The organism is Streptomyces sp. HUAS CB01 (assembly GCF_030406905.1).
Classification (GTDB): Bacteria; Actinomycetota; Actinomycetes; order Streptomycetales; family Streptomycetaceae; genus Streptomyces; species Streptomyces chengbuensis.
In genome coordinates this window covers 1,302,646-1,328,253 of sequence record NZ_CP129137.1, presented here as the reverse complement: position 1 = coordinate 1,328,253, position 25,608 = coordinate 1,302,646, and the positions used below count along the sequence as shown (strand labels likewise).

The following is a 25,608-nucleotide window of genomic DNA, read 5'->3' as shown; positions in this document are numbered from 1 at the left end:
GAGCGAGTCCTGAGAGAGCCGGAGCCGATGAGCACCCGCAAGCACACCGCACTCCCCAAGGCACAGACGCTGATCGAGGCGCTGCCGTGGCTGACCCGCCACCACGGCAGGACGGTCGTCATCAAGTTCGGCGGCAACGCCATGGTCGACGAGGAGCTGAAGGCCGCCTTCGCCCAGGACGTCGTGTTCCTGCGGCACGCCGGCCTCAAGCCCGTGGTGGTCCACGGCGGCGGGCCGCAGATCAGCGCCCAGCTGGACCGGCACGGCCTGGTCAGCGAGTTCAAGGCCGGTCTGCGTGTGACGACCCCCGAGGCCATGGACGTCGTCCGCATGGTGCTCGCCGGGCAGGTGCAGCGCGAGCTGGTGGGGCTGCTCAACCAGCACGGCCCCCTGGCCGTCGGTCTCACCGGCGAGGACGCCCACACCATCACCGCCACGCAGCACCGGCCCACCATCGACGGCGAGCTCGTCGACATCGGCCGGGTCGGTGAGATCACCGAGATCGACACCGGCGCGATCAAGGCGCTCCTGGACGACGGGCGGATCCCCGTCGTCTCCTCCATCGCCCGCTCCGCCGACGACGGCCACGTCTACAACGTCAACGCGGACACCGCCGCGGCCGCGCTGGCCGCCGCGCTCGGCGCGGAGACGCTGATGGTCCTCACCGACGTCGAGGGCCTCTACGAGGACTGGCCCCGCAGCGACGAGGTGATCAGCCGGCTCACCGCCACCGAACTGGAGAAGCTGCTGCCCGAGCTCTCCAGCGGCATGGTCCCCAAGATGCAGGGCTGCCTCCACGCCGTGCGCAACGGCGTGAACACCGCGCGGGTCATCGACGGCCGCGTACAGCACTCCATCCTGCTGGAGATCTTCACCGACGAGGGCATCGGCACGATGGTCGTGCCAGACGGGACCGAAGGGGGACCGGCATGAGCGACACCACGGCCAACCAGCGGCTCTCCCAGCGCTGGCAGGGCTCGATGATGGACAACTACGGCACCCCGGCGCTCTCGCTCGTACGCGGTGAGGGCGCCAGGGTCTGGGACGCCGACGGCACCGAGTACCTGGACTTCGTCGGCGGCATCGCCGTCAACGCCCTCGGCCACGCCCATCCGGCCGTCGTCGAGGCCGTCACCCGCCAGATCGGCACGCTCGGCCATGTGTCGAACCTGTACGTCGCCGAACCGCCCCTCGCGCTCGCCGAGCGGCTGCTGCAGCTGTCGGGCCGCCCCGGCCGCGTCTTCTTCTGCAACTCCGGGGCCGAGGCCAACGAGGCCGCCTTCAAGATGGGCCGGCTGACGGGCCGTTCGCACATGGTCGCCACTCAGGGCGGTTTCCACGGCCGGACCATGGGCGCGCTCGCGCTCACCGGCCAGCCGGCCAAGCAGCAGCCCTTCCTGCCCCTGCCGGGCGAGGTCACGCATGTGCCGTACGGCGACGCCGACGCGCTGCGGGCCGCCGTCACCGAGGACACCGCCCTGGTCGTCATCGAGCCGGTGCAGGGCGAGAACGGCGTTGTCGTACCGCCGCCCGGCTATCTCCAGGCCGCACGGGAGATCACCCGCGCCACCGGGACGCTGCTCGTGCTCGACGAGGTGCAGACGGGCGTCGGCCGGACCGGCCACTGGTTCGAGTACCAGGCGCACGAGGGCGTGGACCCCGACGTCGTCACCCTCGCCAAGGGGCTCGGCGGCGGACTGCCGCTGGGGGCGGCCATCGCCTTCGGCCCGGCGGCCGAACTCCTCCGGCCCGGGCAGCACGGCACCACGTTCGGCGGCAACCCGGTCGCCTGCGCCGCCGGGCTGGCCGTCCTCGGCACCCTCGACGGCACGCTCGACGAGGTCAAGCGGACCGGGGAGAAGCTGAGGGACGGGATCGAATCCCTGGGGCACCCGCTGGTCTCCCACGTCCGCGGGGCGGGCCTGCTGCTGGGTATCGTGCTCACCGAGCCTCTCGCCGCCCAGGTGCAGCAGGTGGCTCAGGGTGCCGGACTCCTGGTCAACGCGCCCGCCCCCGACGTCGTACGGATCATGCCGCCGCTGATCATCGGCGACGCGGAGGTGGACGCCTTCCTCCGGGCGCTCCCGGGCATCCTCGACGAGGCACAAGGGGACGGACGATCCGGAGAATGAGACGACGATGACCGATGCCCAGGGCACCGAGAACGGGGCGTACCCCCAGGCGGAGTCCGGGGGAGGCCCGTCCGTGCCGCAGACCCGCACGGCCCGCCACCGCCGGATCGTGGACATTCTCAACCGGCAGCCGGTGCGCTCCCAGAGCCAGCTGGCGAAGCTGCTCGCGGACGACGGGCTGAGCGTCACCCAGGCGACCCTCAGCCGCGACCTCGACGAGCTCGGGGCGGTGAAGATCCGGAACACCGGTGGGGAACTCATCTACGCGGTGCCGAGCGAGGGCGGGTTCCGCACCCCGCAGGCACCGCTGGGGGAGTCCGCCAAGGAGGAGCGGATGCGCCGCCTCTCCGGCGAGCTGCTGATCTCCGCCGAGGCCTCGGCGAACCTGGTGGTCCTGCGGACGCCCCCGGGCGCGGCCCAGTTCCTCGCCTCGGCCATCGACCAGGCCGAACTCCACGCGATCCTCGGCACGATCGCGGGTGACGACACCCTGCTGCTGATCTCCCGCGACCCGGCGGGCGGCCAGGCACTCGCGGACCATCTGCTGCGTCTGGCGCAGAAGGACCGCTGACCGGGCCCGGCCGGCACGGTCGGACCGGGTACGGGCCGGGTACGGACGCGCACAGCGCGGCCGGGCCCGGTACGTTCGCCCACCGCGCGTTCGGACCGGGTGCCGTCCCGCCCGGTCCCGGACCGGAGGGGTGAGCGCGCCGGAGCCTCCTTGACGCAAGGCCCTCGCCGACGCACCACCGGCGGCCTCCACGACCGGGCCGGTACGACGCGACCCGTCCTGACTTCCCCCGTCCCCACGGCCGTTGGGAACCGGGACGGCGGCGGCGCGGGCGTCCGGGGGCGGGCGGCGTCCCGCGAACGCCGTTCCGCTTCCGCCGGGTGGGCGGCCGGGCGGGTGCACGTCCTGCGACCGCTGTTCCGGCGGTCCCGCCGGGGCGGATCGGGTCGCCAACGCGGCGCGACCGGCGGTTCCGCTTCCGCCGGGTGGGCGCCCGGGGGGTGAGCGCACGTCCGCGACCGCTGTTCCGGCGGTCCCGCCGGGGCGGATCGGGTTGCCAACGCGGCGCGACCGGCCGTCCCGCCAACACCGTTCCCCGCGCTCCCGCTGGGCGGGCGCGCCCGGTGACAAGTCCACGTCCCCCGACCGCCGTTCCGGCGCCCGAGGGACCCTCCTCAGGCCGCCCGGTCCTCCCCGTCGCCGTGCCGCGCCAGATGGCGGGCGAAACCGCTGGTCTGCCAGGTGGTGCCGTCCGCGGCGACGGCGAAGCCCTCCGTGCCGGGGAGCTGCTCCAGCCAGGCGCGTGCTCCCGGGCCCATGGCGTACGCGGCCGTCGCCCGTGCGTCCGCCTGGGTCAGCCCTCGGCTGACCACGGTCACGGACGCCAGGCCGTCGTCCGGTGCGCCGCCCGTCCGCGGGTCGATGATGTGGCAGCCCCGTTCCGCCGGGCCCGAGGTGGCGACGGAGAGCGTGTCGTGCGCCTCGACGACGGCCGCCAGCCCGCCGGGGTGCAGCGGGTCGGAGATGCCCACGCGCCACGGACCGCCGTACAGCTGGACGTCGCCGCCGCCGTTCAGGCAGACCGCGGCGGCGCCCGAAGAGGCCAGCATGTCCACCGCACGCTGCACGGCCCACCCCTTCACCAGGCCGGTGGGATCGAGTCCGCCGGCGTAGCGGGGGGTGAACCAGCCGTCGCTCAGGCGCTCCTCGGTCTCGCAGTGCGCGAAGACCTCGGCGACGTCCGGCTCGCAGTCGGCCGGGGTGAGTTCACCCCTGGCGAGCCTGCTGATCTGGCTGTCCGGGCGGTACGGCGAGAACACCTCGTCCACGTGGTGCAGTCCGGCCACCGCCGCGGCGAGTCCGGCGCGCACGCGCTCGCGGTCGGCCTCGCCGTCCAACCGGACGTCGAAGGAGAACACCGTGCCCATCACATGCTCGACATGGCGCATCCGCGCCTGCTCGCCGGTCACAGGCCCGCCTTGTCGAGGGCGCTCTGCAGGGAGCGGATGTAGCCCTCGCTGGTGTACGTGGCGCCGGAGACGGTGTCGATCCGGCCGTTCTGGGCGGCGACGGCGGCCTGGTTGAGCTTGGGTACGGCGTCGGCGGCGATCTTGCGGCTGTTGGCGTCGGAGCCGGGCGTCCTGACGGCCTCGGCGCCGGTGATCCGGCCGCCGCTGACGGTGACGCGCACCTGCACGTCGCCGTACTGCGTGCCCGCGACGTCCCCGAGCACCGACTCCGTCGCGCCGGCGCCCTGGCCCGCTTCGGCACCCGCATCGGATCCCGACCCGGATCCCGAGCCCGTGTCCGGCTTCTCGCCCGACCCGTTCCCGCCCGGGGCCTGGCCGCTCCCGGTGCCCGGCGCGGCACCCTGGCCCGTACCCGCCCCGGCGCCCGCCTTGTCGAGGGCGCTCTGGAGGGAGCGGATGTAGCCCTCGCTGGTGTACGTGGCGCCGGAGACGGTGTCGATCCGGCCGTTCTGGGCGGCGACGGCGGCCTGGTTGAGCTTGGGTACGGCGTCGGCGGCGATCTTGCGGCTGTTGGCGTCGGTGCTCGGCACCTTGACGGCCCGCGCGCCGGTGATCCGCCCGTCGCTCAGCGTGAGTTCGACCTGCACGGGCCCGAACTGCGTGTCGGCCTCGTCTCCCAGGACGGTCTCCCCGCCCGCGGGGACGGCGCCGCTGCCGGCGGGCGCCGAGGCCGCCGGCGGGGCGCCGCCTGCCTGCGACGATGCTCCCGCCACCGTGGTGCCCGGCTGCTTCAGGGTCAGGAGCAGCGCGACGGCCGACGTCGTGCCGGCCACCGCGATCATCATCCGGCGCAGTGGATGCTTCCTCTTCACGTACGGCCTCACATCTCGAACGACTCGTGATGGATACGACGCGACGGCACACCCGCCGCCCGCAGTGCGTTGTAGGACTCCTCGGCGAGCCCGGGCGGGCCGCAGAGGTACACGTCGTGCTCGTCGATGTCGGGGAACACTTCCTTCAGCCGCTCGGTGGTGATCTCCGGACGCGCCCCGTCCGGCCCGTTCACGGCGTACAGCAGTTTCGCCCGGCGCGTCTCGGCGATCTCCTGGAGCTCGGTCCACAGCGCCAGGTCCTCCGTCGAACCGGCCCGGTAGAGCAACGACAGGTCCCCGGGGCCACCGGGAAGCGTCTCGAACAGTGCCCGCAGCGGGGTGATACCGGCGCCTCCGGCGATCAAGAGCACCTTGTTCCGGCTGCGCCGGCCCGCGGTCATGGCCCCGTACGGCCCCTCGGCCCAGACCCGGGTCCCGGGCTCCAGCAGGCCGAGCGCCCTGCTGTGCTCGCCCGCGGCCTTGACGGTGATGCGCAGCAGATCGGGGCGGGGCGGGGCGGAGAGGGAGTACGGATTGGAGCTCCAGCGCAGGCCGTCGGCGAGGAACCGCCAGCGGAAGAACTGGCCCGCCTCCGCGCCGATCCGGTGCAGCCGCCGGCCCGTGATCAGTACGGACACCACGCCCGGGGCCTCGTCGACCACGGACTCCACCCGCATCCGGTGCCGGAGGTTGAGCCGTACCGGCGCCAGGATCCGGTACCACAGGAGCAGGGCGCCGACCGTTCCGTAGAGCACGTACCAGATCGTGCGGGCGGTCGCGCTGGCCACGAACTCCGAGCCGGTGGCGAGCTGGTGCCAGAACGTCAGGTAGACGGCGACGTAGGTCAGCAGGTGGAGGTAGTACCAGGTCTCGTAGCGCATCCGGCGGCGCACCGCGCCCGCCGAGACGAAGCCGACCACCAGCAGCAGCGCGGTGCCGATCGTCGCCTCGATCATCTCGGGGAAGTCGACCACGACGGTGACGGTCTGCTCGACGAGGCCGGTGCGGGCCTGGACGGAGTACCCCCAGACGGTGAGGACGACATGGGCGACGACGAGGCTGATCGCGTACCGGCCGCTCATGGCGTGCCAGCGCGTCGCCCGGTCGGAACCGACCCGCCGCTCCAGCGCCGGAACACGCGCCATCTGCAGCACCACGAGGGCGATCATGTAGCCGCCGAGCAGGCCCGTGATGCGGCCCCCGCCGATCAGCCATTCCGCGGTGTCCATGTGGACCACCGCGGTGTTGTCCCACCACAGCCAGAGGACGGCGGCGGCCCCGGCCCAGGTGGCGACCAGCAGCACCGTCGCCGGATTGCGGCGCGGCCGGATCGCCTGCATGGTCAGGCGTCTGGCGGCCCGACCGCTCTGAATCATCGTCACCGCTGCTCCTCGGTCATCCGTTTCGCTCAGGTGGATACGGAGACGAGGTCCGAGGAGTTCAATCGCCGGGCGGCCCGGTCGGAGCGACGCCCGGTGGGGAGTCCGCGAGGCGCCCGGCCCGACGCCCCGGCGGTGTTCAGCGGGGAGCGGGAACCGTGTCCGGTGCGGCCCGGTCGGTGCGCGCGGGCAGCGGCAGCGGGAGCGCCGGCAGCCCGTCCAGGCTCACTCCGACGTGCGGCTTCTTCTCGCAGTAGGCCGCGAACTCCTCGTCGGTCTTGCGCGCGAGGTACTCCGCGTGCTGCGTACGCTCCTCGCGGTAGTCCATGAACGGGACGGCGAATCCGCACGCGTCGCCGATCCGGGCGGCGCGGACGACGATCACCGCGCGGGCGCCGTCGCCGTCGGCGTCCCGGAAGCGCGTGAGGTAGCCGGCCCAGCGCGGGTCGTCGCGGAAGACCGCCTCGCCGTGCCCGTGCACCCGCAGCACCTTCGGCGGCCCGCTGAACGCGCACCACATGAGGGTGATGCGGCCGTTCTCCCGCAGGTGGGCGATGGTCTCGGCACCGCTGCCGCCGAAGTCCAGGTAGGCCAGGGTGAGTTCGTCGAGGACGACGAGGGTGCCCTTGCGGCCCTTGGGGGAGAGGTTGACATGCCCGTCGGCGGCGAGCGGCGCGGTGGCGGTGAAGAAGACCGGCTGCTCCTCGATGAACGCGCGGATACGGCCGTCTATGCGTGCGTACGTCTGACCCATGTCCGGATTATGGCCCGGACGCGCGAACGGCGGTGCTGTTCCGCGTTGTTGGCCAGGGGTTTTCCGGCCCCGCCCGGCACCGCGCCCCTCACCGGCCGCCCTGCAGCCCCCGTCTCCCCTTCCGTTCCCGCATCCCCGTCCGCCCGGGGCCCGTCGGGCAGTCCCGCCCGCCACCGGAGGCGCAGCAGCACGTACTCGCTGAAGAGCTGCCTGCAGCGGTCCAGCAGCGCGTCCACTTCGGCCGGGTCGTGGTCTCCTCCCACCGGCGGCTCCCACTGCCGGATCGCGGATTCCGCGAGGGCCCGGAGCGCGGGGTTCCGGTCGTCGAGCAGCGCCACGGCCGCCCGCAGTTCCGCGAGCCCGCCCCGGGCGCGCAGCAGACGGAATGCCGCCCGCCGGGCGTGGGCGGGCTGCCGGCGGTCGGTGAGCCGTCGCAGGAGCCGGTCCTCCGGCAGCAGGTCGGCCCACGGGAGGAGCGTGGTCGCGGCCTCCCGGACGACGGCGGGCGTGGGGTCGTCCAGCAGCGGCCGCAGCCGCTCCACGTCGGCCCTGCCGAGCAGGCGGAGCCCGGCGACGGCCCTGGCCCGTACCGACGGCATGAGATGGGTGGTCAGCGGCCACAGCAGCGCGGCGTCCGCGGGCTCGCCGGACTCCGCGAGCCCGAGGGGCGCCCAGTCCGGTATGCCCGGGTCGGCGGGGTCGGCGCACAGGGCGCGGTAGAGGGGGAGCGGTTCGACTCCGCCCTGCCGCAGCACATAGCGGGCGCAGGCCCGTACCAGCCCCGAGCGGTCGGTGAGGTACGGACGGGCCTCGCCGTGGCGCCCGGCCCGGCGCAGGGCCGTGACCCCGGCGGAGCGTGCGGCGGGATGCCGGGAGTGCAGCAGGGGGACGATCACGTCGTCGCCGGCGGGGTCGAGTGCGAGGGCGGCCTCGGCGCACAGGTTCTGCACGACGGTGTCGTCGTCGGCCGCGGCCGCTCGGGCCAGGCGGTGCACGGGCAGGAGCCCCCGCTCCATGGCCGGAGCGAAGGCGAGGCGACGCGTGCGGCGGTCCGGGGCGACCAGCAGGGGCTCGAGGGCGGCGGGCGGGCACGACCGCAGGAAGGAGACCAGGGTCTCGCGTGCGAAGCCGCCCCGCTCGCGGCGTGCCAGCCGCAACGTCAGCGCGGTGAGGGGTACCAGTTCCTCCGGCGCCGCCGCCTCCAGCAGGGCGGGGAGCAGCTCACGGGCCCGCGTCCGGACCGGCCCGGCCCAGTCCGCGGTCCGGATCACCAGCAGCGGCAGCAGCTCCGGGTCGCCGGCGACCTGCTCCAGAGCCGCTTCCCGGACTCTTCCGTCGCGGTGGCACAGCTCCAGGGCGGGCACGCGGGCGCGGTCCCGGGGCTGACGCGCGGGTGTGTGCGGTCGGACGACGCGGACCTCCGCGTCGAGCTCCAGCCAGGCGTCCGGGTTCGTCGACCCGAGCGCCTCGTGGAGCCCCTTCCCCTGCATCAGCCGCTCGACGGCCGCGTTCCCCCTGGGCGGCATGGAGGGGAGGCTACGCAGGGGGGTGATCGGCGGCCACCGGATTTCCCGCGCGTTGACAAAACATACGGAGCACTGCATAGTTATACCCATCACCGCATGCACCGTAAGGAGAAACCCGTGACCGAGCGCGTCGTACTCGCCTACTCGGGCGGTCTGGACACCTCCGTCGCCATCGGCTGGATCGCCGAGGAGACGGGCGCCGAGGTCATCGCCGTTGCCGTGGACGTCGGCCAGGGTGGCGAGGACCTGGACGTCATCCGCAAGCGCGCGCTCGCCTGCGGTGCCGTCGAGGCGGAGGTCGCGGACGCCAAGGACGAGTTCGCCGAGGAGTACTGCCTCCCGGCGATCAAGGCCAACGCCCTCTACATGGACCGCTACCCGCTGGTCTCCGCCCTCTCCCGGCCGACGATCGTCAAGCACCTCGTGGCCGCCGCGAAGAAGCACGGCGCCTCGATCGTGGCCCACGGCTGCACCGGCAAGGGCAACGACCAGGTGCGGTTCGAGGCCGGCATCGCCTCCCTCGCACCGGACCTGAAGTGCATCGCACCGGTCCGTGACTACGCGATGACCCGGGACAAGGCCATCGCGTTCTGCGAGGAGAAGCAGCTCCCGATCGCGACCACCAAGAAGTCGCCGTACTCCATCGACCAGAACGTCTTCGGGCGGGCCGTCGAGACCGGCTTCCTGGAGGACATCTGGAACGGCCCGATCGAGGACATCTACGAGTACACCTCCAACCCGGCCGAGGCCCGTGAGGCCGACGAGGTGATCATCTCCTTCAAGGAGGGCGTGCCGGTCGCCATCGACGGCAAGCCCGTCACCGTCCTCCAGGCGATCCAGCAGCTCAACGAGCGGGCCGGCGCCCAGGGCATCGGCCGGATCGACATGGTCGAGGACCGGCTCGTCGGCATCAAGTCCCGTGAGGTGTACGAGGCCCCGGGCGCGATCGCGCTGATCACCGCGCACCAGGAGCTCGAGAACGTCACCGTCGAGCGCGAGCTGGCCCGGTACAAGCGGCAGGTCGAGCAGCGCTGGGGCGAGCTCGTCTACGACGGTCTGTGGTTCTCCCCGCTCAAGCGGGCCCTGGACGGCTTCGTCGACGAGGCCAACCAGCACGTCACCGGCGACATCCGGATGACCCTGCACGGCGGCCGCGCCGTCGTCACCGGCCGGCGGTCGGAGCAGTCGCTGTACGACTTCAACCTCGCGACCTACGACACGGGCGACACGTTCGACCAGTCGAAGGCCCAGGGCTTCATCGACATCTTCGGACTCTCGTCGAAGATCGCCGCGAAGCGCGACCTCGCCTGATTACCTGGATGCACCACCGCCGCCTCCCCTCCCGCCCGCCGGGACCCGGACCTGCCAGGGCCCGGGGAGCAGGGGAGGCGGCCGCACATCCGAAGCCCGGCAATTCTTGAGGAGCAAGTGCTGTGAGCAGCAACAACGGTGACGTCCGGCTCTGGGGCGGCCGGTTCGCCGACGGTCCCGCGGAGGCGCTGGCGAAGCTGTCGGCGTCCGTCCACTTCGACTGGCGGCTCGCGCCGTACGACATCGCCGGCTCCCGCGCCCACGCCCGAGTGCTGCACAAGGCGGGCCTGCTCACCGCCGACGAGCTGGAGCGGATGCTCGCCGGGCTCGACCGGCTGGAGGCGGACGTCGCGGACGGCAGCTTCACCGGCACCATCGCCGACGAGGACGTCCACACCGCTCTGGAGCGCGGTCTCCTGGAGCGCCTCGGTCCCGACCTCGGCGGCAAGCTGCGCGCCGGCCGGTCCCGCAACGACCAGGTCGCCACGCTCTTCCGGATGTACCTGCGGGACCACGCACGGATCATCGGCGGACTCGTCGCAGAGCTCCAGGACGCCCTCGTCGGCCTCGCGGAGGCCCACCCGGACGTCGCCATGCCGGGCCGTACGCACCTCCAGCACGCCCAGCCCGTGCTCTTCGCCCACCACGTGCTCGCCCATGTCCAGTCGCTGTCCCGGGACGCCGAGCGGCTGCGCCAGTGGGACGAGCGGACCGCCGTCTCCCCGTACGGCTCCGGCGCGCTCGCCGGGTCCTCGCTCGGACTCGACCCCGAGGCGGTGGCACGGGACCTCGGCTTCGAGCACGGCAGCGCGGGGAACTCCATCGACGGCACGGCCTCGCGGGACTTCGCCGCCGAGTTCGCCTTCATCACCGCGATGATCGGTGTGAACCTCTCCCGGATCGCGGAGGAGGTCATCATCTGGAACACGAAGGAGTTCTCCTTCGTGACGCTCCACGACGCCTTCTCCACCGGCTCGTCGATCATGCCGCAGAAGAAGAACCCGGACATCGCCGAGCTGGCGCGTGGCAAGTCCGGCCGGCTGATCGGCAATCTGACCGGCCTGCTCGCCACGCTGAAGGCCCTGCCGCTCGCTTACAACCGCGACCTCCAGGAGGACAAGGAGCCGGTCTTCGACTCCTGCGACCAGCTGGAGGTGCTGCTGCCCGCCTTCACCGGGATGATGGCCACCCTGACCGTCAACCGCGAGCGGATGGAGGAGCTCGCACCCGCCGGCTTCTCGCTCGCCACGGACATCGCGGAGTGGCTGGTGAAGCAGGGCGTGCCGTTCCGTGTCGCGCACGAGGTCGCCGGCGAGTGCGTCAAGGAGTGCGAGGCGCACGGGATCGAGCTGGACCAGCTCACCGACGAGCAGTTCGCGAAGATCTCGCCGCACCTCACTCCCGAGGTCAGGACCGTGCTCGACGTCCCCGGCGCGCTCGCCTCCCGCAGCGGCCGCGGCGGTACGGCCCCGTCGGCCGTCGCCGTCCAGCTCGCCGAGGTCAAGGCGGACCTCGCCGCCCAGCACGCCTGGGCCACCGCCAAGCACTGACCGTCACGGCGGCAACGGCCCGACCGGAGCCACCGCACCACCACCCGTCACCGCGGCACCGCCACTCACTGCGCCGCCCGTCACAGCGCCGCCGCCCAGTCCGCGAGCGCGTCGAAGTCCGGCCGGATCAGTCCGATCCGGTGGTCGACGTGCAGCAGCAGGGCGGCGGCGAGGTGCTTCCGTTCGACGTACTCGCGGTCCAGATCCGTGATCTCGTCGTCGATCCAGGCGAACGGCCGCCCGGCCGCGTACTCCAGCACGTACTGCGTCTTCCAGAACGTCCCCCGCGGCGCGGCGCCGTGCATCACGGGCCAGTCGACGAACGGCAGTTCGGGCAGCCCCAGCTGCGGGCCCACCCAGGCGTTCGCCTCGCCCTTCCACGTCGTCGCCCAGACCAGTTCGTACCGTTCCCCGAGCGCGAGCAGCTCCTCGCCGTGGCCCGGGTTGAGCCAGACCCGCAGGGGCTTGTCGTGTGCCCAGCCGCGGGGCCGCATCCGGTGCGTCGTGTACCCCTCGGGCCGGCGCTGGGGCTTCCCGCCGTAGGGGTTGAGCGGGCCATCGATGTCGATCAGCAGCAGTGGCTTCATGCGCTCACTTTCCCTGCCCACCCCACGGTGAGGCATTGATTTACCGAATGAGACATTGACGTCTCATTCGGTGTATGGTTGTCTCATGGTCATGGATCGTGAACAGGTGCTGCGCGCCGCCGCCGCCCTCCTTGCCCGCAAGTCGACCGCGACGATGGACGAGGTCGCCCGCGCGGCGGGCATCGGGCGCGCCACGCTGCACCGGCACTTCGCCGGACGGGACGCGCTCGTCAAGGCGCTCGAGGCCTTCGGCATCGAGGAGTTCGAGGCGGCCGTCGGCCGTGCCGCGCTCGAGGAAGGCCCCGCCGGCGACGCGCTGCGCCGGCTGGTCGCCGAGATGGAGCCCGCCGCGGAGCTCCTCGCGTTCCTGGTCACCGAGAACCAGCTGTTCGAGGGCGACCGGATCGACGAGGGCTGGGCCCGGCTCGACGCACGCGTGGGCGCCCTGTTCCGCCGGGGCCAGGAGCAGGGCGAGTTCCGGATCGACCTGTCGCCCACCTGGCTCACCGAGGCCTTCTACGGCCTCGTCGGCACCTGCGCCTGGGCCGTCATGGACGGCCGGGTCGCCAAGAACGACTTCCAGTACATGATCGCCGAGCTGCTGCTCGGGGGAGCACGACGGAGTGTGGAGAAATGACCAGCAGTACCGTCCAGCGTACGAGCGGGACGGACGAGACCCTGTACCGCCCCGGACGCTGGCTCGCCCTGGCGGTGCTGGTCCTGGCCGTCCTGCTGGTGGCCGTGGACGCCACCGTACTCGGCCTGGCCACGCCCTTCCTCAGCGAGGACCTCAAGCCCACCGGCACCCAACTGCTGTGGATCGGTGACGTCTACTCGTTCGTCATCGCGGGCCTGCTCGTCTCCATGGGCAGCCTCGGCGACCGGATCGGCCGCAAGAAGCTGCTGCTGACCGGTGCCGTCGCCTTCGGTGCCGTGTCCGTGCTGAACGCCTACGCCACCACGCCCGAGACGATGATCCTCGCCCGGGCCCTGCTCGGCGTCGCCGGGGCCACGCTGATGCCCTCCACGCTGGCGCTGATCCGCAACATCTTCCACGACCCGCGGGAACGCAGCATCGCCATCGGCGTCTGGGGCGCCATGGCGTCGGCCGGCGCCGCCGTCGGACCGGTCGTCGGAGGCTTCCTGCTGGAGCACTTCTGGTGGGGCTCGGTCTTCCTCATCAACCTCCCCGTGATGGCCGTCCTCGTCCTCGTCGGCATCAGGCTGCTGCCCGAGTCGAAGAACCCCGTCGCCGGCCCCTGGGACCTGATCAGCGTCGCCCTGTCGCTGATCGGCGTGGTCGGCGTCGTCTACGCGATCAAGGAGACCGCGAGTCACGGTGTGGGCTGGGAGTCCGCCGCCGCCGCGCTCATCGGCGCCGCCGCGCTGTACGGATTCGTCCGCAGGCAGCTCACCCTGCCGTCGCCGCTTCTCGACATGCGGCTGTTCCGCCACCGCGGCTTCTCCGGTGCGGTGCTCGCCGACCTGCTGACCATCCTGGGACTCTCGGGACTCGTCTTCTTCCTCTCCCAGTTCCTCCAACTGGTCCAGGAGCGGCCGCCGCTGGAGGCCGGGCTCGCCGAACTGCCCGCCGCGATCGGCGCGGTGGCGACCGGACTCGTCGCCGGGCGTTTCGCCCGCCGGTTCTCCGTCCGGTCCGTCGTGGCCGGAGGACTCGCCGCCGTGGGTGCCGCACTCGCCGTACTGACCGTCATCGGCAGCTCCACGGGCTACCCGCTGCTCGGCGCGGCCCTGCTCGTCGTCGGCGTCGGCGCCGGCTTCTCCTTCACCGTCACGGCCGACGTCATCCTGTCCAGCGTGCCGAAGGAGCAGGCCGGATCGGCCTCGGCCGTGTCCGAGACGGCGTACGAACTCGGCGCGGCGCTCGGCATCGCGCTGCTCGGCTCGATCGTCACCGGTGTGTACCGGGACTTCGGTACCCCGGCCGGGGTGCCCGCGGACGTGGCCTCCGCCGCCCGTGAGTCGCTCGGCGGGGCCGTGGAGGCCGCGGCCGCACTGCCGGCGCACCAGCAGGCGGAACTGGTCGGTGCGGCGCAGGAGGCGTTCGTCGAGGGGCTGCGGCTCGCGGCGGGGGTGGGCGCCGCGGTGCTGCTCGCCACCGCCGTGGCCGCGTGGTTCCTCATGCGCGGCCAGAAGCTGGCGGACGGCGTCGAGCACTGACGCGCGACACGGCCCCGACACCGACGCACGACACGGCCCCCGCCGCCTCGATCGATCGGGCGACGGGGGCCGTACTCCGTGCGGGACCCGCCGGCCCGGGTCCGGATCCCGGGGTGCCGGCCCCGGGGGCGGCCTCAGGCGGCCTTCGCCTTCGTGGCGTACATGTCCACGTACTCCTGGCCGGACAGCCGCATCACCTCGGTCATCACCGAGTCCGTCACCGCCCGCAGCACATAGCGGTCGCGGTCCATGCCCTCGTAGCGCGAGAACTCCATCGGCTTGCCGAAGCGGACCGTCACCCGGCCGGGACGCGGCAGGCCGGCGCCGCCCGGCTGGAGCTTGTCGGTGCCGATCATGGCGAACGGGACCACGGGCGCGCCCGTCATCAGGGTGAGCCGCGCGATGCCCGTACGGCCGCGGTACAGACGGCCGTCGGGGGAGCGGGTGCCCTCCGGGTAGATGCCGAAGACCTTGCCCTCCTCCAGCACCCGGCGGCCCGTCATCAGCGCCGCCACACCGCCGTTCGCCCCGTCCCGGTCGACGGGGATCATGCCGACGCCGGTGAAGAACCAGGCCATCAGCCGGCCCTTGAGCCCCTTGCCGGTGACGTACTCGTCCTTGCCGATGAAGTAGACCGGGCGGTCGCAGACGATCGGCAGCACCATCGAGTCGATGAAGGTCAGGTGGTTGCCGGCGAGGATGACCGGGCCGTCCCCGGGGATGTTCTCCGCGCCTTCCACCCGCGGGCGGAACATCAGGCGCAGGATCGGTCCGAGCACTGCCTTGATGAGCGACAAGCGGGACAACGGGTCCTCCGGTGTCAGGGGCGGAACGGCGGGTACGGCCGGCGAAGTCTCTGCAGGTGAGGACGATACTCGCGGGTGCCGCCCGACCGCACATTGGGTTCACCGAGCAGATACACAGTGTTGACCTGAGTTTGGGGCGTGTTTGCCCCGGGTCTCCCGCACGTAACGCGCCCGCGCCTAGCCTGTGCGCCGCGCGGGCCCGCCGAACGGGTGCGGGACATCACCAGGCAACAGAGGAGCGTTCATGACACACGGTGCGGAAAGTACCCCCGGGCGGCGGACCCTTCTGGGGGCGGCCGTGCTCGGATCGGCGGCGCTCGGGATGGCCGCCGCGCCCGGCGCGCACGCCGAGGAGCGCGCCGCCGGGACCGACCGGGCTCCCGGGGAGCGGCACGGCGGCCACGGCTCCGGCTACCGCTCGCTGCCCGTGCCCACCGTCATCGCCCACCGCGGGGCGAGCGGCTACCGGCCCGAGCACACCATCGGGTCCTACCAGCTGGCCCTGGACATGGGCGCGCACGTCGTCGAGCAGGACCTGGTCCCCACCAAGGACGGGCACCTGGTCTGCCGCCACGAGAACGACATCACCGGCACCACCGACGTCGCCTCCCGTCCCGAGTTCGCCTCCCGCCGGACGACCAAGTCCGTCGACGGCACCGGTATCACGGGCTGGTTCACCGAGGACTTCACCCTGGCCGAGCTGAAGACGCTGCGCGCCAAGGAGCGGATACCGGCGACCCGCCAGGAGAACACCGTCTACGACGGCCGCTGGACGATCCCGACCTTCGAGGAGGTGCTGCGCTGGGCCGACGAGGAGGGCCGCCGCCGTGGCCGGCCGGTCTGGCTGCACGTCGAGACCAAGCACCCCACCTACTTCCGCGGCATCGGCCTCGGCCTGGAGGAGCGCCTGGCGAAGCTGCTGCGCCGCCACGGCCGGCACCGTGCGCACTCGCCCGTCTTCCTCCAGTCCTTCGAGCCGAGCAGCATCCAGCGGCTCGCGAGGCTGGTGGACTCGCCGCGCGTCGTGCTGCTCTCCGGGGCGAACACCCGCCCCTGGGACTTCGTCGAGGCCGGAGACCCGCGCACGGTCGCGGACCTCGTCACGCCGCAGGGCCTGGAGTGGATCGCCTCGTACGCCCAGGGCATCGGCCCCACCCTCGACCTCGTCGTGCCGAGGGACGCGAGCGGCAGGCTGGGCACGCCCACCACGCTCGTCCGCGACGCCCATGCCCGGGGTCTGATCCTCCACCCGTACACGATGCGGAACGAGAACTCCTTCCTGCCCGCCGACTTCCGCCGCGGCACGGACCCGAACGCCTACGGGGACGTCTTCGGCGCCTTCAAGGTGTACTTCGAGCAGGGCATCGACGGGATCTTCACCGACAACCCGGACACGGGCCTGCTGGCCCGCGCCGACTTCGTCGACGGCTGACGGCTGACGGCTGACGGTCCGTCGTACGCGCAGCGGCCGGGCACCGACCACCGTCGCCCGGCCGCTGCGCGTCAGCCGCCGAACGGCCGTCATACGGTCGGGTGAGAGCGTGCCGCGACGGAAACCGCAGCTCGCGGTGGGGCGTCCCGCACGGCATGACACCGTGTGAAGAGGACTCCGCCGCAGCCTCCGCCGCCCTGCGCAGTGCCGTGGTGCCCCGGCCCGCGACCGTCGTCCGGAGCGGTCCCGGGCCGGGGCCCGCCCGGAACGCCGCCGGGGCCCGCACCGCGCCCGCGCCACCCGGCGCCGCCGGTGCGCTCGTGCGCGATCTGCGGCCGCTCGTCGCGGCGGAGGCGAGCGCCGAGGCGCACGGCGAGGCCCTGGACTCAGGGGACCTCGAACAGTCCGTCTGGCTACGGCTCCTCGAACGGCTCGACGCGGAGGGCCCGCCGGCCGACGCCGCGGGCTGGGTCGCGGGGGCCGTACGGGACGAGGCGCGCCGCGCCCGGCGCCGCGCCCGGCGTGAACGCCCCTACGCCGCCGAACCCGCCGCGGGACCCGCCGCCTGCCCGGAACGGGCCGCGCTCGTCGCGGAACGGCGCCGCGCCCTGAGGGCCGCGGTCGCCCGCGCACCGGGCCGCTGCCGCCGGCTCCTGACTGCGATGCTGGCCCCGGAAGACCCCACATACCGCGAAATCGCAGGAGAGTTGGGAATCTCACAAGGAAGTCTGGGGCCGATGCGTTCCCGCTGCCTGGGATGTTTGCGCAGAATGCTCGCGACAGAGGTTGCGGCTCCTGAACTCCGGGGAATGGAGCGGTAGACAACCCGGGCAGCAGGTGAGCGGGAGGCATGCACACATGGGCACGAGCGTGACCATCTCAGCGGCGACGGCCGAGGACGCCGAACAGATCCTCAAGCTGCAGTACCTGTGCTACCAGAGCGAGGCCGAGCTTTACGGCGACTACCGCATGGAACCGCTCACCCAGTCCCTCGAAGACCTGCGGGACGAGCTCGGCCGCGGGCACGCCCTGGTGGCACGCCTCGGCGACGAGGTGATCGCGTCCGTGCGCGGCGAGGTCGACGGCGAGGGGACCGCCACCCTCGGCAAGCTCATCGTCCACCCCCGGATGCAGCGCCACGGTCTCGGCGGCCGGCTGCTCGACGCCATCGAGGCGCACTTCGCGGGCGAGCCCGCTGCCCGCCGCTTCCAGCTCCTCACCGGCCACCGCAGCGAGCGGAATCTGCGTCTGTACCGCAGCCACGGCTACGCGCCCGTGTCCACCCGGGTCATGAACCCGAAGCTCACGCTCGTCACGATGGAGAAGGACGCGGCGGCGGCGGTGCCTTCGGCCCGGACCGCGGGGAGCTTCGTCACCAGCGCCTAGGTGTGCTGTCCCGGGACGTTGGTGACACGCGTGCTGGGTGCTTGAACAGGTGAGGGCCTTCTGGGTTCGGTGTGGATTGCGACATCTACCGCCGACCGCCAGGAGGCCCTCGTGTCCCACCGTAATGCCCCGCTGACGCCGACCGGCAGGCTGCGTCTGGCCCGGTGTGTCGTGGACGACGGCTGGCCGTTGCGGCGGGCCGCGGAACGCTTCCAGGTCAGCCACACCACCGCCGCCCGGTGGGCGGGCCGCTACCGGCAGTTGGGCGAGGCCGGAATGCAGGACCGTTCCAGCCGCCCGCACCACCAGCCCCGCCGCACTCCGGCCGCCGTCGAGGCACAAGTTCTGCGGCTGCGGCGCGAGCACCGCATCGGCGGCCACCCACCAGCCAGCCGCGTCACCAACCTGTCCGGTCAGCACACCTAGGGGGTGTGGCGGAAGCAGCTCCGTCCGCCCGCAGGGCGGGGTCTGCGGCGTCCGGTGCGTGCGATCGCACGGCGGAAAATCGTCCTCGTACTGGACGTACTCGGATGACTCCGACAACGGGGCGAGCGTGCGTGCCAGGCGTCGGAGACGCCCTGGCCCGGAGCCGGTACGGAGTGCCGGCGCGGGGCCCGGTTTCAGCGCCGGGCCCCGCGCAGCCAGAGCATCCCGGTCACGGGCAGCAGCACCGGGATGAAGAGGTACCCCATGCCGTAGTCGGACCAGACCGTGGCGTCCGGGAACGCCGAGGGATCCGCCAGCGTCCAGGTGCCCACGGTCAGCACGCCCACCAGCTCCGCGGCGCAGCACACCAGGGCCGCCCTGCGCGCCGTCTCGCCGCCGCGGAACAGGGTGTACGTGATGAACGCGTACACCACGGCGGCCATCGCGGAGAGTGCGTACGCCAGCGGGGCGCGGTCGTACTCCGTGGCGATCTGGTACACCGAACGCGACACGGCGCCCACCGACATCACCCCGTACAGCCACACCAGCAGCAACCCGGGCCCCTTGACCAGCCTCGTCGCCCGCGCCTCGCGGACCCCGTCCTCGGCGGTGCGACCCGTCACCCGGCTCTTCCCGGCCATCTCAGCCTCCCCAGATGTCGTGGAGCCGGACCTCCAGCACCGCGAGCACGACCGCCCCGGCCGCGACCGTCGCCGAACCCCAGCGGGTCCGCTCGGCCAGCGACAGGAACCCGGCAGCGGGAACGGCGGCGAACGCCCCGATCAGATAGGCGATGAAGATCGTCGCGCCCTCGTCGGCCTTCTCGCCCCTCGCCAGCTGCACCACCCCGATCACCAGCTGGACCAGGGCCAGCAGCGTGACCACGGCCATGCCGATGAAGTGCCAGTCCTTGGTGGGCTGGTCCCGGAACGCGGCGAGACCGCACCAGGCGGCGAGGGCGAGAGCGGCCACGGACACCGCGACCGTCAGGGCGTCGAGCATGGGTGAGAGCGTATTACGGGCCAAAAGGGCCCCTGCGCGCGGCCCCGGCGGGACCCGTCCGCGAGGGCCGGTGGCCGCCGGGGCCCGCGCTCGGGCGCTCAGGGTCGGGAGTCATGCGATCCGGAACCATGAAGATCCACGCCGAGGCCCTGCTGTTCGACGACGACGGGACGCTCGTCTCGTCGCCGGAGTCGGTCCACCGGTGCTGGACCCGACGGGCGGGGGAGTACGGGATCGCGGCAGAGGACTTCGCCCGCGTCGAACTGCACGGCCGGCCCGCCACCGAGATCGCCGCGGACCTGCTGCCCGCGGCCGTCGTACCGGAGGCCGTGGCGCGGATCGAGGAACTCGAGGTCGAGGACGTCGCCGGGGGCGTCGTCCTGCCGCCCGGCACTGCCGCCCTGCTGGGGTCCCTGCCCGCAGAGCGATGGGCCGTCGTCACCTCCCGCGACCCGGCGGCTCGCCGAGGCCCGGCTCGCGGAGGTCGGCGTCCGGCCCAAGACCCTGATGGCCGCCGACGACATCACCAGGGGCATGGACCCCGAGCCGTTCCTGCTCGCCGCCCGCACCCTCGGCGTCGACCCGGCCCGCTGCGTCGTCTTCGAGGACGCGCCCGCGGGGCCGGCCGCGGGCCGCGCCGCCGGGACGACCACCGTGGCGTCGACCACAGCCCACGCCGCCTCCGAGCTGGTGGCCGACATCGTCGTGCCCGACCTCTCGGCCGTGTCCGCGCAGGCCACGGCCCACGGCGTCGCGTTCACCGCCACCGCCTGACGTCCGGATTTCGGACCCATTGATTCCGCTATTCGGACAGTCGTGATCCGCTCCCGGGGCGGTCTGTTTTACTTGCCGCATGACCACGACGAGCAGCCGCACCCTTGCGACCGAGGCGATCACGACGCCCGGTGCTCGTTGTATGTGTCGAATGTGCGCCTTCTGAGGGCCCCTGCCTGAGCCTCGCGCCCCGAAGCGAGACCCCGACAGCCATGCCGTGTCCGCCGTGAGGCGACGGACCGCGCCTGCCCCGCGCACACGTTGCCGAACGGCCACCCGTGCTGCGCCGACTGTCCCCAAGACGACATGCCCCGTGCCCGGCGAGGGAACCCCGCGCCGTGCACTCGACAGTGACGGAAACCCCTGTGATCACCACTACGGGCCTCACGAAGGTCTATCAGTCGCGAGGCCGCGACATCACCGCTCTGGACGGCGTCGACCTGCACGTCCGCGAGGGTGAGGTCTTCGGCGTCATCGGCCGCAGCGGAGCCGGTAAGTCCTCCCTCATCCGCTGCGTGAACCTGCTGGAGCGCCCCACCTCCGGCAGCGTCGTCGTCGACGGCACCGACCTCACCGCCCTCGCCGGACGCGGCAACCGCGCCGGGAAGGAACTCCGCCGGGCGCGCAGCCGCATCGGCATGGTCTTCCAGCACTTCAACCTGCTGTCCTCGCGCAGCGTGCAGGACAACATCGAGCTGCCGCTGGAGATCCTCGGCGTCACCGGAGCCGAACGCTCGCGCCGCGCTCTCGAACTCCTCGACCTCGTGGGCCTCGCCGACAAGGCCAAGGCCTACCCCGGACAGCTCTCCGGCGGTCAGAAGCAGCGCGTCGGCATCGCCCGCGCACTCGCCGGCAACCCCAAGGTGCTGCTCTCCGACGAGGCCACCAGCGCCCTCGACCCCGAGACCACCCGGTCCATCCTCCAGCTGCTGCGCGACCTCAACCGGCAGCTCGGACTGACCGTGCTGCTCATCACGCACGAGATGGACGTCGTCAAGACCGTCTGCGACTCGGCCGCCCTGATGCGGCAGGGCCGGATCGTCGAGTCCGGCACGGTCGGCGAACTGCTCGCCACGCCCGGCTCCGAACTGGCCCGCGAGCTGTTCCCCGTCACGGGGGACGCCTCGGGCCCGGACCGCACGGTCGTGGACGTCACCTTCCACGGCGAGGCCGCCACGCAGCCGGTGATCTCCCAGCTGTCCCGCACCTACAACATCGACATATCGATCCTCGGTGCCGCGATGGACACCGTCGGCGGCAGGCAGATCGGCCGGATGCGCATCGAACTGCCCGGCCGTTACGAGGACAACGTCGTACCCGTCGGCTTCCTGCGCGAACAGGGCCTGCAGGTCGACGTCGTGGACGACGACGCGCCGGCCGCGGTGCCCGCGCAGAACACCGGGGCCCAGGGCGCCGCACTGGTGAAGGAGACCGTCAAGTGACGTGGTCGGAGATGCAGCCCCTGCTGACCCAGGGCACCCTGGACACCCTCTACATGGTCCTGTGGTCCACCCTGGTCACCGCGCTCGGCGGACTGCCCCTCGGCATCCTCCTCGTCCTCACCGACAAGGGCGGGCTGCTGCAGAACACCCCCGTGAACAAGGCCGTCGGCGTGGTCGTGAACATCGGCCGCTCGCTGCCGTTCATCATCCTGCTGATCGCGCTGATCCCCTTCACCACGGCCGTGGTCGGCACCTTCATCGGCCCCACGGCCATGATCGTGCCGCTGGCCGTCGGCGCCATCCCGTTCTTCGCGCGACTCGTCGAGACGGCGATCCGCGAGGTCGACCACGGACTCGTCGAAGCCGTCCAGTCCATGGGCGGATCCATCCCGACGATCATCCGCAAGGTGCTGCTCCCGCAGGCCCTGCCCTCGATCGTCGCCGCCGTCACCACCACCGTGATCGTGCTCATCGGCTACTCGGCCATGGCCGGCGCGGTCGGCGGGGAGGGCCTCGGCTCCAAGGCCGTCACCTACGGCTTCCAGCGGTTCGAGACCGAGTTCATGCTCGTCACCGTCGTCGTCCTGGTCGCCATCGTCACGGCCGTACAGCTGATCGGCGACGGGATCGTACGGCTGCTGTCGCGCCGCGGCCGCACCGCCTGACCACCACTGGCACCACTCCGGTGCCGGCGCTTCGCCCCGGCACCTCCGGCGAGCCCGCACTCCTTGTCCGGGCGTCATCACCGCAACACCAGAAAGAGGCACTCTTCGTGCGCAACTCCCGCAAGAACATCAAGCTCACCGCGGCCGCCGCCGCCACCGCCGCCCTCGCCCTGGGCCTCACCGCCTGCGGCACCTCCTCCGACCCGGCCGCGGCCGGATCCGGCGACAAGGCCGCGGCGTTCGAGCCGCTCGTCGTCGCGGCGTCCCCGACCCCGCACGCCGACATCCTCGACTTCGTCAAGAAGAACCTCGCCGACAAGGCCGGTCTCGAGCTGGAGGTCAAGGAGTTCACGGACTACGTCCTGCCGAACACCGCCACCCAGTCCGGCCAGGTCGACGCCAACTTCTTCCAGCACAAGCCGTACCTGGACGACTTCAACAAGAAGAACGGCACCACCATCGTCCCGGTGGTCAACGTCCACCTGGAGCCGCTCGGCCTGTACTCGAACAAGGTCACGTCGGTCGAGGACATCAAGCCCGGTCAGACCGTCGCCGTCCCCAACGACACCACCAACGAGGGCCGCGCGCTCCAGCTCCTCGCCGAGCACGGCCTGATCACGCTCAAGCCGGGTGTCGGCACCAGCGCCAAGCTGTCCGACATCACCGACAAGAAGGGCCTGGAGTTCAAGGAGCTGGAGGCCGCGACCGTGCCCCGCGCCCTGAACGACGTGGACGCCGCCGTCATCAACGGCAACTACGCGATCGAGGCCGACCTCAAGCCCGCCGAGGACGCCCTCGTCCTGGAGAAGGCGGAGGGCAACCCCTACGCCAACTTCCTCGCCGTCAAGAAGGGCAACGAGAAGGACGCGCGCGTCGGGAAGCTCGCGAAGCTCCTCAACTCCCCCGAGGTGAAGAAGTACATCGAGGACACCTACACCGGCTCGGTCGTCCCGGCGTTCGGCGCTCCCGCCAAGTGACGCCGCCCGTACGGGCCTTGAGGCCATACCGCTGAACGCAGGCCCCGCGCACCCCGGTGGTGCGCGGGGCCTGCGGCGTATCGTGGGCCGTCCCGACCCGGCCATGCACATCGCCGACCCGATGCTGCATGCTGTGGCTTTACGGCCCTTACGACGGTCTTCGGCATGGAGCTGCGCATGACTACCACCTTTCCGGACATCTCCATCAGCACCGAGCGGTTGGTGCTGCGCGCGCTCGAACCCGCCGACGCCCCCGCACTCGCCGAGATGATGAACGACGAGCAGGTCGCCGCGTGGACGGCCGTGCCCCAGCCGTACACCGAGGCCGCCGCCCACGACTGGATCACCGACCACGCCCCCACCGAACGCGCCGCCGGCCGGGGCATCGACCTCGCCGTCACCGAGTTCCTCACCCAGCGCCTGGTCGGTGTGATCAGGCTGAGCAGGACCGACTGGCGGGTGCGCTCCACCGAGATGTCGTACATCGTCGCCCCCTGGGCCCGCGGCGAGGGCTACGCCTCCGAGGCGGCCCTCGCCACCGCCCAGTGGCTCTTCCGCGACCAGCGGTTCGAGCGCCTCGAACTGCGCACCGCCGCCGACAACACCGCCTCCCAGCAGGTCGCGCAGAAGATCGGCTGCATCAGCGAGGGCGTCCTGCGCGGCGCCTGCATAGCCCGCACCCGCGTCGAGGGCGGGGGCTGGGCGGATCTGCGCACCGACTTCATCGTCTGGAGCCTGCTCCCCGAGGACCTCGAAGGCGTCGCCGACCAGATGGCCGAGGCGGGCGGGTTCGGCGCCTACACCGACTGGAACTGACCCGCCCGAACCGGACGCGTCACCCGCCGGCGCCGCGGTCCGGGACGGACCACCGCACCGGACCCCGTGGAGACCGGACGGTGAGCCCACCGCATCCGGCCGGACGGACCCGGGAACGACGGGCCGGACCGGCGATCGATGTGCCAGGAGAGGGGACGGCCCCCCACCCGTGCCGGGGCGGACCGGGGAACGAACCCCCCCCGCAGTCGGGCCGGGCGGGCCCCGCGAGCCGGGCGGCGCCAGCGCCCGTCACCCGCACGAGGTACCCTCGGCCCTGCCTGCCCCGCACCCCCTGTGGGCACGGTCCTCACCTGCGACGACACCAGGAGAACGACGACGATGGCCGACCGGGTCACGGTGATCGGCTGGGACGGCTCGCCGCTGACCGCGGCCGCCAGGTCCGCCCTGTCCGCCGCCACGCTCGTCGCCGGGGCCGCCCACCACCTGGCGCTTCCCGAAGTGCCGCCGGGCGCCGAACGCATCCGCCTCGGCAGCGTCGACCTCGCCGCCCGCAGGATCGCGGGCCACCGCGGCAGCCCCGTCGTCCTCGCCGACGGCGACCCCGGCTTCTTCGGCGTCGTCCGCACCCTGCGCGCACCGCAGCACGGCCTCGAGGTGGAGGTCGTCCCCGCGGTCTCCTCCGTCGCCGCCGCCTTCGCCCGGGCCGGGATGCCCTGGGACGACGCCCAGACCGTCGTCGCCCACAGCCGCACGCTGCGCCGCGCCGTGAACGTCTGCCGTGCCCATCCCAAGGTCGCCGTCCTCACCTCCCCGGGCGCCGGACCGGCCGAACTCGCCCTGCTGCTCGACGGAGTCCACCGCACCTTCGTGATCTGCGAGGAACTCGGCACCGAGCGCGAGCAGGTCACCGTGCTGACCTCGGACAAGGTCGCCGACCACAGCTGGCGCGACCCCAACGTGGTCATCGTGGTCGGCGGCGCCGCCAGTACCCAGGGCGGTGCCGGCTGGGTGGCGGGCCGGGAGCCCGGCTACCCCGCCCAGGTGCGCGGCTGGGCCCTGCCGGGCGACGAGGGCCGGCCGGCCGCCGAGAGCGAGTCGCCGCAGCTGCGCGCCGCCCAACTCGCCCGGCTCGGACCGCGCCTCGGCGACCTCGTGTGGGACATCGGCTGCGGCAGCGGGGAGCTCGCCGCGGACGCGGCCCGCTTCGGCGCCGCCGTCATCGCCGTCGACGACGACCCCGCCGCCTGCATCCGGGCGGACGCCGCCGCCCGCCGCCACGGCGTCCTCCTGCAGACCGTCCGCGGCCGGGCGCCGCACGTCCTGGAACGGCTTCCCGAACCCGACGTCGTGCGCATCGGCGGGGGCGGCGTCCCCGTCGTCACCGCCTGCGCCGACCGAAGGCCCGAGCGCATCGTCACCCACGCCTCCACGAGGGACGAGGCCGAGGCGATCGGCGCGGCGCTCACGGAGGGCGGCTACGCCGTCGAGTGCGCCCTGCTCCAGTCCGTCGAACTCGATCCGGGCGACTGGTCGGAACGCGAGCGGTCGGTCGTCTTCCTGATCGCCGGCCACCGTCGGGAACAGCCCTCCTGACCCCGTTCCGGCCGGCCCCGGCCCGCCCCCTGAACCGGGCACCGAACCGTGGCGCG

The 25,608-nt window shown here is 72.6% G+C and carries 24 protein-coding genes and 2 pseudogenes; 17 read left to right on the top strand and 9 right to left on the bottom strand.

Going from position 1 to position 25,608, the window contains the following annotated elements:
• The first annotated feature begins 27 nt into the window (after positions 1-27).
• From argB to QRN89_RS05960, 3 genes are read left to right on the top strand one after another with little or no spacing between them, the layout of a single operon-like run.
• Positions 28-933 carry an acetylglutamate kinase gene (argB, locus tag QRN89_RS05970; protein ID WP_290348296.1) on the top strand — a complete coding sequence of 302 codons (906 nt, stop codon included), beginning with the start codon at positions 28-30 and terminating at the stop codon, positions 931-933.
• Positions 930-2,132 (top strand): acetylornithine transaminase, encoded by a 1,203-nt coding sequence (locus QRN89_RS05965; protein ID WP_290348295.1) that lies wholly within the window; start codon positions 930-932, stop codon positions 2,130-2,132. Before argB ends, QRN89_RS05965 begins: the two co-directional genes overlap by 4 nt.
• 7 nt (positions 2,133-2,139) lie before the next feature.
• Positions 2,140-2,703 carry an arginine repressor gene (locus QRN89_RS05960; protein ID WP_290348294.1) on the top strand — a complete coding sequence of 188 codons (564 nt, stop codon included), beginning with the start codon at positions 2,140-2,142 and terminating at the stop codon, positions 2,701-2,703.
• Between the two features lie 614 nt (positions 2,704-3,317).
• Here the strand turns inward: QRN89_RS05960 and QRN89_RS05955 are convergent.
• From QRN89_RS05955 to QRN89_RS05935, 5 genes are all read right to left on the bottom strand, one after another.
• Positions 3,318-4,070 carry an FAD:protein FMN transferase gene (locus QRN89_RS05955; protein WP_290353583.1) on the bottom strand — a complete coding sequence of 251 codons (753 nt, stop codon included), beginning with the start codon at positions 4,068-4,070 and terminating at the stop codon, positions 3,318-3,320.
• Between the two features lie 38 nt (positions 4,071-4,108).
• Complete coding sequence (locus tag QRN89_RS05950; RefSeq protein ID WP_290353582.1) at positions 4,109-4,954, bottom strand: FMN-binding protein; 846 nt, start codon at positions 4,952-4,954, stop codon at positions 4,109-4,111.
• A gap of 38 nt (positions 4,955-4,992) precedes the next feature.
• Complete coding sequence (locus QRN89_RS05945; RefSeq protein ID WP_290353581.1) at positions 4,993-6,360, bottom strand: ferredoxin reductase family protein; 1,368 nt, start codon at positions 6,358-6,360, stop codon at positions 4,993-4,995.
• 142 nt (positions 6,361-6,502) lie between these two features.
• Positions 6,503-7,117 (bottom strand): pyridoxamine 5'-phosphate oxidase family protein, encoded by a 615-nt coding sequence (locus tag QRN89_RS05940; RefSeq protein WP_290348293.1) that lies wholly within the window; start codon positions 7,115-7,117, stop codon positions 6,503-6,505.
• Positions 7,093-8,643, bottom strand: coding sequence for a hypothetical protein (locus QRN89_RS05935; protein WP_290348292.1), 1,551 nt, complete (start codon positions 8,641-8,643; stop codon positions 7,093-7,095). The genes QRN89_RS05940 and QRN89_RS05935 overlap by 25 nt, the downstream gene beginning before the upstream one ends.
• Positions 8,644-8,760: 117 nt before the next feature.
• Here QRN89_RS05935 and QRN89_RS05930 point away from each other — a divergent pair, with 117 nt between their 5' ends.
• Positions 8,761-9,954 (top strand): argininosuccinate synthase, encoded by a 1,194-nt coding sequence (locus tag QRN89_RS05930; protein ID WP_290348291.1) that lies wholly within the window; start codon positions 8,761-8,763, stop codon positions 9,952-9,954.
• A 122-nt stretch (positions 9,955-10,076) separates the two neighbouring features.
• Entirely contained in the window at positions 10,077-11,504 is a 1,428-nt protein-coding gene (argH, locus tag QRN89_RS05925) for an argininosuccinate lyase (RefSeq protein WP_290348290.1), read from the top strand.
• Between the two features lie 80 nt (positions 11,505-11,584).
• Here argH and QRN89_RS05920 read toward each other — a convergent pair whose 3' ends face one another.
• On the bottom strand, positions 11,585-12,091 hold the full coding sequence (locus tag QRN89_RS05920) for an HAD domain-containing protein (RefSeq protein ID WP_290348289.1): 507 nt from the start codon (positions 12,089-12,091) through the stop codon (positions 11,585-11,587).
• Positions 12,092-12,176: 85 nt separating this feature from the next.
• Here QRN89_RS05920 and QRN89_RS05915 point away from each other — a divergent pair, with 85 nt between their 5' ends.
• Together QRN89_RS05915 and QRN89_RS05910 are read left to right on the top strand one after the other, a co-directional pair.
• Positions 12,177-12,728, top strand: coding sequence for a TetR/AcrR family transcriptional regulator (locus tag QRN89_RS05915; RefSeq protein ID WP_290348288.1), 552 nt, complete (start codon positions 12,177-12,179; stop codon positions 12,726-12,728).
• Positions 12,725-14,272: an MFS transporter gene (locus tag QRN89_RS05910; protein WP_290348287.1), complete on the top strand. Its 1,548-nt coding sequence runs from the start codon at positions 12,725-12,727 to the stop codon at positions 14,270-14,272. The genes QRN89_RS05915 and QRN89_RS05910 overlap by 4 nt, the downstream gene beginning before the upstream one ends.
• Positions 14,273-14,406: 134 nt before the next feature.
• Here QRN89_RS05910 and QRN89_RS05905 read toward each other — a convergent pair whose 3' ends face one another.
• Positions 14,407-15,069, bottom strand: coding sequence for a lysophospholipid acyltransferase family protein (locus QRN89_RS05905; RefSeq protein WP_269731376.1), 663 nt, complete (start codon positions 15,067-15,069; stop codon positions 14,407-14,409).
• Between the two features lie 253 nt (positions 15,070-15,322).
• On the opposite strand from QRN89_RS05905, the gene QRN89_RS05900 reads away from it, so the two are divergent.
• From QRN89_RS05900 to QRN89_RS05885, 4 genes and pseudogenes are all read left to right on the top strand, one after another.
• A complete protein-coding gene (locus tag QRN89_RS05900) occupies positions 15,323-16,510 on the top strand; it encodes a glycerophosphodiester phosphodiesterase (protein ID WP_290348286.1) in 1,188 nt (395 codons plus the stop codon).
• 155 nt (positions 16,511-16,665) lie between these two features.
• Complete coding sequence (locus tag QRN89_RS05895) at positions 16,666-17,331, top strand: sigma-70 family RNA polymerase sigma factor (RefSeq protein ID WP_290348285.1); 666 nt, start codon at positions 16,666-16,668, stop codon at positions 17,329-17,331.
• Positions 17,332-17,368: 37 nt separating this feature from the next.
• A complete protein-coding gene (locus tag QRN89_RS05890) occupies positions 17,369-17,896 on the top strand; it encodes a GNAT family N-acetyltransferase (RefSeq protein ID WP_290348284.1) in 528 nt (175 codons plus the stop codon).
• Between the two features lie 111 nt (positions 17,897-18,007).
• Positions 18,008-18,271, top strand: a pseudogene (locus QRN89_RS05885) (leucine zipper domain-containing protein); the annotation flags it as partial.
• A 245-nt stretch (positions 18,272-18,516) separates the two neighbouring features.
• On the opposite strand, the gene QRN89_RS05880 reads toward QRN89_RS05885, so the two are convergent.
• Together QRN89_RS05880 and QRN89_RS05875 are read right to left on the bottom strand one after the other, a co-directional pair.
• The gene (locus QRN89_RS05880; RefSeq protein WP_390702059.1) at positions 18,517-18,963 is read right to left on the bottom strand and encodes a hypothetical protein; all 447 of its coding nucleotides are present in this window, start codon (positions 18,961-18,963) and stop codon (positions 18,517-18,519) included.
• 1 nt (position 18,964) lies between these two features.
• Complete coding sequence (locus QRN89_RS05875) at positions 18,965-19,324, bottom strand: hypothetical protein (RefSeq protein ID WP_290348283.1); 360 nt, start codon at positions 19,322-19,324, stop codon at positions 18,965-18,967.
• 128 nt (positions 19,325-19,452) lie between these two features.
• Here QRN89_RS05875 and QRN89_RS05870 point away from each other — a divergent pair.
• The 6 genes and pseudogenes from QRN89_RS05870 (at position 19,453) to cbiE (ending at position 25,552) form a co-directional block, all read left to right on the top strand.
• Positions 19,453-20,098: pseudogene (locus QRN89_RS05870) on the top strand (HAD-IA family hydrolase).
• Between the two features lie 365 nt (positions 20,099-20,463).
• Positions 20,464-21,540: a methionine ABC transporter ATP-binding protein gene (locus QRN89_RS05865; protein WP_290348282.1), complete on the top strand. Its 1,077-nt coding sequence runs from the start codon at positions 20,464-20,466 to the stop codon at positions 21,538-21,540.
• Positions 21,537-22,205, top strand: coding sequence for a methionine ABC transporter permease (locus tag QRN89_RS05860; protein WP_290348281.1), 669 nt, complete (start codon positions 21,537-21,539; stop codon positions 22,203-22,205). Before QRN89_RS05865 ends, QRN89_RS05860 begins: the two co-directional genes overlap by 4 nt.
• A 107-nt stretch (positions 22,206-22,312) precedes the next feature.
• The gene (locus tag QRN89_RS05855; RefSeq protein ID WP_290348280.1) at positions 22,313-23,182 is read left to right on the top strand and encodes a MetQ/NlpA family ABC transporter substrate-binding protein; all 870 of its coding nucleotides are present in this window, start codon (positions 22,313-22,315) and stop codon (positions 23,180-23,182) included.
• A gap of 177 nt (positions 23,183-23,359) precedes the next feature.
• Entirely contained in the window at positions 23,360-23,998 is a 639-nt protein-coding gene (locus tag QRN89_RS05850) for a GNAT family N-acetyltransferase (protein ID WP_290348279.1), read from the top strand.
• 339 nt (positions 23,999-24,337) lie between these two features.
• The gene (gene cbiE, locus QRN89_RS05845) at positions 24,338-25,552 is read left to right on the top strand and encodes a precorrin-6y C5,15-methyltransferase (decarboxylating) subunit CbiE (RefSeq protein WP_290348278.1); all 1,215 of its coding nucleotides are present in this window, start codon (positions 24,338-24,340) and stop codon (positions 25,550-25,552) included.
• Positions 25,553-25,608: the final 56 nt, after the last annotated feature.

Excerpts from the sequence above, each read along its gene's own strand:
- QRN89_RS05890 (WP_290348284.1), top strand. The coding sequence starts at position 17,369 with ATGGGCACGAGCGTGACCATCTCAGCGGCGACGGCCGAGGACGCCGAA.
- cbiE (WP_290348278.1), top strand. The coding sequence starts at position 24,338 with ATGGCCGACCGGGTCACGGTGATCGGCTGGGACGGCTCGCCGCTGACC.
- QRN89_RS05945 (WP_290353581.1), bottom strand. The coding sequence starts at position 6,360 with ATGATTCAGAGCGGTCGGGCCGCCAGACGCCTGACCATGCAGGCGATC.
- QRN89_RS05880 (WP_390702059.1), bottom strand. The coding sequence starts at position 18,963 with ATGGCCGGGAAGAGCCGGGTGACGGGTCGCACCGCCGAGGACGGGGTC.
- QRN89_RS05900 (WP_290348286.1), top strand. The coding sequence starts at position 15,323 with ATGACACACGGTGCGGAAAGTACCCCCGGGCGGCGGACCCTTCTGGGG.
- QRN89_RS05915 (WP_290348288.1), top strand. The coding sequence starts at position 12,177 with ATGGTCATGGATCGTGAACAGGTGCTGCGCGCCGCCGCCGCCCTCCTT.
- QRN89_RS05940 (WP_290348293.1), bottom strand. The coding sequence starts at position 7,117 with ATGGGTCAGACGTACGCACGCATAGACGGCCGTATCCGCGCGTTCATC.
- QRN89_RS05920 (WP_290348289.1), bottom strand. The coding sequence starts at position 12,091 with ATGAAGCCACTGCTGCTGATCGACATCGATGGCCCGCTCAACCCCTAC.
- QRN89_RS05960 (WP_290348294.1), top strand. The coding sequence starts at position 2,140 with ATGACCGATGCCCAGGGCACCGAGAACGGGGCGTACCCCCAGGCGGAG.
- QRN89_RS05895 (WP_290348285.1), top strand. The coding sequence starts at position 16,666 with ATGACACCGTGTGAAGAGGACTCCGCCGCAGCCTCCGCCGCCCTGCGC.
- QRN89_RS05910 (WP_290348287.1), top strand. The coding sequence starts at position 12,725 with ATGACCAGCAGTACCGTCCAGCGTACGAGCGGGACGGACGAGACCCTG.
- QRN89_RS05935 (WP_290348292.1), bottom strand. The coding sequence starts at position 8,643 with ATGCCGCCCAGGGGGAACGCGGCCGTCGAGCGGCTGATGCAGGGGAAG.
- QRN89_RS05965 (WP_290348295.1), top strand. The coding sequence starts at position 930 with ATGAGCGACACCACGGCCAACCAGCGGCTCTCCCAGCGCTGGCAGGGC.
- QRN89_RS05950 (WP_290353582.1), bottom strand. The coding sequence starts at position 4,954 with ATGATCGCGGTGGCCGGCACGACGTCGGCCGTCGCGCTGCTCCTGACC.
- QRN89_RS05850 (WP_290348279.1), top strand. The coding sequence starts at position 23,360 with ATGACTACCACCTTTCCGGACATCTCCATCAGCACCGAGCGGTTGGTG.
- QRN89_RS05955 (WP_290353583.1), bottom strand. The coding sequence starts at position 4,070 with ATGGGCACGGTGTTCTCCTTCGACGTCCGGTTGGACGGCGAGGCCGAC.
- argB (WP_290348296.1), top strand. The coding sequence starts at position 28 with ATGAGCACCCGCAAGCACACCGCACTCCCCAAGGCACAGACGCTGATC.
- QRN89_RS05875 (WP_290348283.1), bottom strand. The coding sequence starts at position 19,324 with ATGCTCGACGCCCTGACGGTCGCGGTGTCCGTGGCCGCTCTCGCCCTC.